The sequence below is a fragment of the Vibrio sp. 1151_11 genome, assembly GCF_029478525.1.
GTDB classification, from domain to species: Bacteria; Pseudomonadota; Gammaproteobacteria; order Enterobacterales; family Vibrionaceae; genus Vibrio; species Vibrio anguillarum.
On the sequence record NZ_SHMN01000045.1, the window covers coordinates 1 to 7,164 of the forward strand.

Annotated in this window: 4 protein-coding genes and 3 pseudogenes; 5 read left to right on the top strand and 2 right to left on the bottom strand. The window is 41.8% G+C overall.

The genetic code is table 11. The annotated features are described in order from the left end of the window. From EXZ60_RS17955 to EXZ60_RS17975, 5 genes and pseudogenes are all read left to right on the top strand, one after another. A partial coding sequence (locus tag EXZ60_RS17955; protein WP_182761394.1) for an IS3 family transposase occupies positions 1-94 on the top strand: 94 nt, incomplete at its 5' end. Between the two features lie 28 nt (positions 95-122). After that, positions 123-1,829: pseudogene (locus EXZ60_RS17960) on the top strand (type I-F CRISPR-associated protein Csy2); the annotation flags it as partial. Positions 1,830-1,835: 6 nt separating this feature from the next. Beyond that, positions 1,836-2,886: pseudogene (gene csy3, locus EXZ60_RS17965) on the top strand (type I-F CRISPR-associated protein Csy3). Between the two features lie 9 nt (positions 2,887-2,895). Next, a complete protein-coding gene (gene cas6f / locus EXZ60_RS17970; RefSeq protein WP_115339143.1) occupies positions 2,896-3,501 on the top strand; it encodes a type I-F CRISPR-associated endoribonuclease Cas6/Csy4 in 606 nt (201 codons plus the stop codon). Positions 3,502-3,907: 406 nt separating this feature from the next. Then, positions 3,908-4,285, top strand: coding sequence for a hypothetical protein (locus EXZ60_RS17975; protein WP_277436092.1), 378 nt, complete (start codon positions 3,908-3,910; stop codon positions 4,283-4,285). 59 nt (positions 4,286-4,344) lie between these two features. Here the strand turns inward: EXZ60_RS17975 and EXZ60_RS17980 are convergent. Then, positions 4,345-5,258: pseudogene (locus EXZ60_RS17980) on the bottom strand (IS3 family transposase). 185 nt (positions 5,259-5,443) lie between these two features. Further along, complete coding sequence (locus EXZ60_RS17985; RefSeq protein WP_263136836.1) at positions 5,444-6,694, bottom strand: MFS transporter; 1,251 nt, start codon at positions 6,692-6,694, stop codon at positions 5,444-5,446. Positions 6,695-7,164: the final 470 nt, after the last annotated feature.

Sequence of the window (7,164 nt, forward strand, 5' to 3'; positions counted from 1 at the left end):
TGAATACATCGAGGTTGATTATAATCGGACAAGAAGGCACAGTGCTCTTGGGTATCTAAGTCCAGTTAACTTTGAAAATAAAAATGTCGCTTAATGAAGTGTCCAGTCTGGCTGGAGCAGATCACTCTGCTGTCTATCGTCACACATTATGGTTACTGAATCCTTTTAAATGGCAATCACAGCCAGTGTGTATTCTTTCGCTTATTCAGCAGAAAAACCCAGTTTGGCTTGATCTACTTAAAGAATTTGGCTTGGATGTGAAGTCACTTGCTCGCTTACAACGTGCAATTGAAGAACAGCTTCCTGAGAATAGTTTTCCCGACAGTGTTAGTACTTACAGTAAGCAATTACGGTTTCCTTGGGGGGATGATTATGTTTCGATCACCCCCGTTGTGAGTCATGCTCTTCAGTGCGAACTAGAAATAAGAGCGCGAAGTCCAGAAAACAAGTTCAGTTTTGTCTCTTCGTCACTGCCTAACTCTGCCAGTATTGGGAACCTGTGTGGCAGTTTGGGTGGGTATATGAGAGCCCTAAATTACCCGCTAGGTGTTAAACTTGCCAAGGGTGGGACGTTAGCGGAAAACCGTCAAAAGAGTGGTCATAACTTTGATGACTATCAGGTAACTAACGCCAAAATTTGTCAGGTACTAAATCGCCTAATTGGGTCTGAGCCAGCCAAAACACAGCGGCAAAGAGAAAAAGCTCGTCAGGTTAGAAGTAAGATTTTACGAAAGCAAATAGCCTTATGGATGCTTCCACTCATTGAGTTAAGAGATATCGCCGAATATGAACCCAATCAGCAGCAACTAGATCATGACGACACCTTAGCTCAAGCCTTTTTGTCGTTACCAGAATGGGAGCTTGTCTCTTTGGCTGGTGAGTTTAACCGACGCTTACATCTCGCGTTTCAAAATAATATTTATTCTGCCAAGTTTGCTTATCACCCAAAACTGATGCAGGTAGCTAAAGCCCAAGTGACATGGGTGCTTGAGCAACTTAGTAAGCCAATTAACAATCAAGATATGGTGACGGGGGAGCAATATATCTACCTGTCGTCAATGAGAGTGCAAGATGCGGTAGCGATGAGCAGTCCTTATTTGTGTGGCGTTCCTTCGTTAACGGCCATTTGGGGGTTCATGCACGATTATCAAAGGCAATTTAATCAATTAGTTAACAATGGTTCCCCAGTTGAGTTTTCGAGTTTCGCTTTTTATGTTCGAAACGAGAATATTCAATCAACAGCGAAGCTGACAGAACCAAACTCAGTCGCCAAAGCTAGAACGGTTTCTAATGCGAAACGACCAACCATTCGCAGTGAACGATTGTCGGATCTAGAAATAGACTTAGTTATCAGAGTTCATAGTGAAAGCCGAATTTCAGATTTTAGATCAGCGCTTAAAACGGCCCTTCCTGTTGCTTTCGCCGGAGGGGCATTATACCAACCACAGCTATCGATGCAGATTGAGTGGCTTAGAACATTTACAGGCAGGAGTGAACTTTTCCATGTTTTAAAAGGATTACCTGCATACGGGCGATGGTTATACCCAAGTGAAAAGCACCCTACTAGCTTTGATGAGTTAGAACGGTTGCTCACTCAACGTGATGACAACTTGCCTGTTTCTCTTGGCTACCATTTGTTAGAGCATCCAACTAAGCGGGATAACGCAATCACAGGTTGTCATGCTTATGCGGAGAATGCGATAGGGCTAGCTAAGCGAATAAACCCGATAGAGGTCCGTTTTAGTGGACGAGATCACTTTTTAAACCACGCCTTTTGGTCGATAGAATGCAGTAGCGAAACTATTCTTATAAAAAACTATAGGGATTAATCGCTTATGGAACTTTGCACTCAGTTGAACTATGTCCGATCACTTTCTGCTGGCAAGGCTTATTTCTACTATCTATCCGAAAGTGGTGAGATGTGTCCCCTTAATGTAGATAGAACCCGATTGCGCGCACCAAAAGGGAATTATTCAGAAGCATATAAGGGGAACAAGTTCGTCGACAAGAATGTTGCCCCCCCAAGACTTGGCATATTCAAACCCTCAGTTCATCGAAGAGTGCTATGTAAAGCCCGGCGTTGATGAAATCTATTGCGCATTTTCACTTCGAATTCGGGCCAATTCGTTAACCCCAGATATCTGTAGTGATGATGAAGTACGCAGTAAACTGTCTATGTTTGCTAAGATTTATAAAGAGCTCAACGGATACAAAGAGTTAGCTAATCGTTATGCGAAGAACATCTTGCTTGGTACTTGGTTATGGCGAAATCGTGAGTGCAGAAATATCACTATTGAAGTGACGACCAGTGAATTGGATACCTTCGTTGTCGAACATGCTCAAAAACTCTCGTGGTATGGTCATTGGGATGGTAATTCAACAGAATGCTTAGAAAGGCTTACAGCCTATATGGAGCGAGCATTGTCTGACCCAAGCGAATACTTCTACATGGACATCAAAGCAAAACTGCGGGTTGGCTGGGGAGATGAGGTTTACCCAAGCCAAGAGTTTTTGGATAGTCGAGAAGATGGAATCCCTACTAAGCAGCTAGCCACAGTAGAGCTTTTGAGCGGAAAAGAAACCGTCGCGTTTCACGGACAAAAAGTTGGTGCGGCGTTGCAATCGATTGATGATTGGTGGCATGAAGAGGCTGATAAGCTATTAAGAGTGAATGAATATGGAGCTGACCGAGAGTACGTTATAGCAAGGCGACATGTGTCCCATGGAAATGACTTTTACCAATTAGTCAGAAATACAGAGAATTGGATTGAGACAATGACAGTTTCTCAGACCATCCCAAATGACGTGCATTTTATTATGTCGGTCTTAATCAAAGGTGGACTGTTTAACTGTTCAAAGTCAAAGTCAAAAGCGAAGGCTAAGTAAGGGACAACCATGACCAAGCGTTACTACTTCTACATACGTTATATTCCTGCCCATGCTGACTTCGAACTTTTGGCGGGTCGATGCATTCATCAAATGCATATGTTTATGGTCAATAACCCACAAGTGATGAACCGAATAGGCGTTAGCTTTCCAAGCTGGGGTGAATCTTCAGTTGGCCAAACTATAGCCTTTGTTGCTGAAGATAAAGATATGATGATTGGGCTCTCTTTTCAGCCCTATTTTTCTTTGATGATAAATGAAGGTTTATTCGAACTATCGAGTGTCTGCGAGGCACCTGAGAGCTTGGGGGAAGTAAGGTTTGTTCGCAACCAAATGATTAACAAGAGCTTTTTAGGCTCGAAGAAACGGCGAATTAAACGTAGCATGGTGAGAGCCGAGCTTTCTGGGGCTGAACAACGATTACCAGTCGCGGTGGAAGAGCGTGTAATCGATAGCTTTCATAGAATACCTATTTCTAGCGGTTCATCAGGGCAGGATTTTATTCTGTTTATTCAAAAGGAGTTTGTAGGTGAGCGTGCTGAATCCAGTTTTAATAGCTATGGTTTTTCAACCAATAATGAAAAAAGAGGGACTGTTCCTGACTTGATGCTTTAACCCTTTTTTGAAAACTCTTGTTCAGATAAACAAAAACAATGACTTACAACATTTAAATATTATAGGGTATTTTTTTGATTTGTGACTTTAAGCACGCAGAATCAGAGACTTGATGACTATGCTTTATAGTGACCTGCCGCATAGGCAGCCAAGAAAATCATGCGTAACGCTTTTGCAAGTCCATCGTTGTGACCTGCCGCATAGGCAGCTAAGAATAGGTCAGGAAGAAAGCAACCGACCTGCTGGACAAGCAGTTAATAAACGAAACCATCAAGTTTTTGGCTTGGTGGTTTTTTTGTTTAAAAGGTTCCCTATGTATTTAAAAAGACTTGAAGATATTGATGTTAATTTCAATGACTATGAGGTAGGACTTGAACGATATGTTAGGTGTACTTGGGGCTTGAACATGTATAGGCATCATGTGTTTCGTGCAAACCTGCCAGACACATTTGTGTTGGAGATCAACCGAATCAATGAATCTTTGGGTATTGCGGTAGAAACCATTGATCTGAAAGAGTATAGAGACAACTTTAGGTCGTCAGAAAAGCTGAATAAGCCTATTGAGGACAATGAATACCCTAATTGGATCTGGTTTTACGGTGTTGAAGCGTTAAAGGATGCAACCTTTGCAGGTTGGTTACGTAGTCGGTTAATAGTCCGATCAATAGAGAATTCTCTAATTATCTTTGTTGATTCTAGTGACGATTATCGAGGTATTTTGGGTGACAACAGGGTCTTTTCTATCAATCTAGGACGTTACTACAAACGGATATTGACGACTTAAATTAGGGTTGTTGGCGATTCAGGTAGTTTTGGTCTGTTCCAGCCAGACTGGACGCTTCATTAAGTAACATTTTGATTTTCAAAGTTAACTGGGCTTAGATACCCTAGGGCACTGTGCCTTCTTGTCCGATTATAATCAACCTCAATATATTCAAAGATCGCTTGGCGCATCTCGTCTCGCGTCATGATTGGCTCATATTGGATCGCTTCAATTTTCATTGAATGGAAGAAGCTCTCAACACAAGCGTTGTCCCAGCAGTTTCCTTTTCTGCTCATACTTTGCTTTAGATTATAAGCGGTTATGAGGTCTCGATAGTCTTTTGAGCAATACTGGCTGCCTCGATCACTGTGAACGATTACTTGCTCAGGGAATCCGCAACGGAACAAGGCATTGATAGCACATCACAGACTAGCGTAGCAGTCATTCTGGTATCCATCGACCAGCCGACTACTTGTCTTGAGTAAAGATCAATAATTACCGCCAAGTACAGCCAACCTTCGCTTGTGGCAACGTAGTTGATGTCACCCGCCCACTTTTGATTCGGAGCCGCTGTGTTAAAGTCCTGAGCTAGCAGGTTCGGAGCAACAGGCATTTTATGCTTGCAGTCTGTTGTACACTTAAACTTGCGCGCGGCTTTCGGAGTTAAATCCTGACGCTTCATACTGGCTGCAATGGTTTTAACATTATCACTGCTATCACTGCTATCACTGTTCTCAACAAGTTCTTTCTGGATGCGCCTTGAGCCATCAAGACCTTTGCTATTGTCAAAAGCCTCTTTGACCTTTGTGCCCAGCTCTTGCTCTCGCTGACTAGTATTGATGTCTTTCTTTGAGTTCTTCCGCCACCCGTAGATTTGAGATTCATTTAGAGAAAACTGTCTTGCTGCGGCGGCAACTCACACTTTTCCTGCTAGCTTCAGAGCTTCTGCTTTAAATTCAGGGGAGTGTTTAATTCTAGTCTTCTTAGTTGTCATTGTTTTACCTCGTTAGTGATTGTACTCACTTAACTCGGTGTTCAAAAATGCTGGTGCGGATCACCTTACGATGAAGCGCAATCCTTTACTTATTGTGGTAAGTAAAGCAATCAAGGCCTTGCTTTAGATTATATAAAAAGAAAGACCTTAATGTGTTAGTTTTGCGAACTAGCCAAAAAACTATATCAGACAGCTTCAATTTTATTTATATGAGATGCGCGTTTTTGCTGAAGATACAATAACCAGAACGATAGTGCAGCCAACGTTGAGGCTCCAATAATAAAAATCCATGCGCTTTGGTAGCCAAAATCTTCAATAAATGAACCCATAAACATATATGTTGGCATAAGTCCTATATTTCTTATGGTGAGCAAAGTTCCGCTGATTCTTCCCCGGTGACTAGCAGGAGATTGATTGGCAATGTAAATACCTTCTTTGGTTAAGAGCAGAACCTCGGCGGCGGCAAGAAAAAACCACGCAACAAACTGCATTGGGATGTTTGCATAAGAGACGACTAAGCCATACCCGACTACAAAGAGAACTCCTGACATCGCTAAGCTATTAAGTTCGCAGTGCTTAGAAGTTAGCCTCATTAGAACGGGAGTGATAAGCACGACGGAAATACTAGCAAAAGTCATTACCTGACCAAACAGAATTGCACCCTCTTTGTCAAAGGTGTGGCTGTAATACAGAGGGCTGGTTAAGGTCATTTGGTTAAGAGTAAACCAAAGCAAGGTACATAAAACCCCAAAAACAAGAAGGCGAGGGCGTTCTTTCAAGACTGACCAAACCCCTCCATCGGTACTCTTTTCTAGGTCAGATACCTCTTGTTCATTTTCAATGTGATTGGGTTTAGCTTTGACGTAGAAAGCTACAACCAGTATCCCAAGGAAAATAGCTAAACCATTTCCCCAATAAACCCACTCTGTGTGATTCCAGAAAAGATATCCTGCTATCACCGGACCGACCCCTGAACCGAGATTGTAGGCAAGATAGCTTAGTGACATAACTGCATCACGGTTTCCAGGATTAGAGTGATCGGCAACTAATGCATTACTAGCTGGTACTGCGATACCTATGAAAAAGTATCCTAGGAACAATAGCCCTGGTGCAACCAAATGGTGCTCTGCAAAAAAACCACAAGCGATAAGGACTAAAGCCCCAAGCAGCTCACCAATCACCATTATATTTTTATGGCCATATGCATCAGAAAGTTTGCCACCAAGGAGGCTACCAACCATGTAGGTACCAGTAACAACCATGACTAACGTACCAGCTACCGAAGTCGAGTAACCCTGTTTTTGAGTTAGCAGGAGCACCATGAAAGGTATAATAAAATTGCCTAATCCTAGAATAAATCTAGCAATGGCAAGATAATAGATATCTTTCGGTAATCCTTTATATAATGAAAATAAATTACTAATCCGTTGTAGCATACTTAAGCCTTAGTTTTCTGTTGTTGTCATGAGTTTTCATTAGTATCTACCCTAATAAAAATAATGTTTAAGTAATCTGTCATCGAGAGTTGGGATATGTATACCTATGCTTTCTAGACTCTCTTGAGTTAACTTAGAGCATATTTTTGATGCTCCTCCCTTAAGTGTAATTTGGTTTAATTCATCATTCGACATTGTAAAGTAATGCCTTATGAAATAAGGGACAGGGATAGATTCTCCTTGTTCAAGCTGTACTTTTAACTGTTTTATAAAACCTTGGAAGCTGATCAGCTCAATACTTTTGTTTACGTGATTGTTGTACTTACAAATAATGTCTTTTAAGTGTATGCGCCCCATAATCCCACGGGGCGTTTTAATTTCAGTGTGAGACGTTCCAAGGCAGAAGAGAGTTAATATCAGGCTCTGGCTTTGCCAGTTCTTTCATACATTTGACCATGTAATCGTAGAGT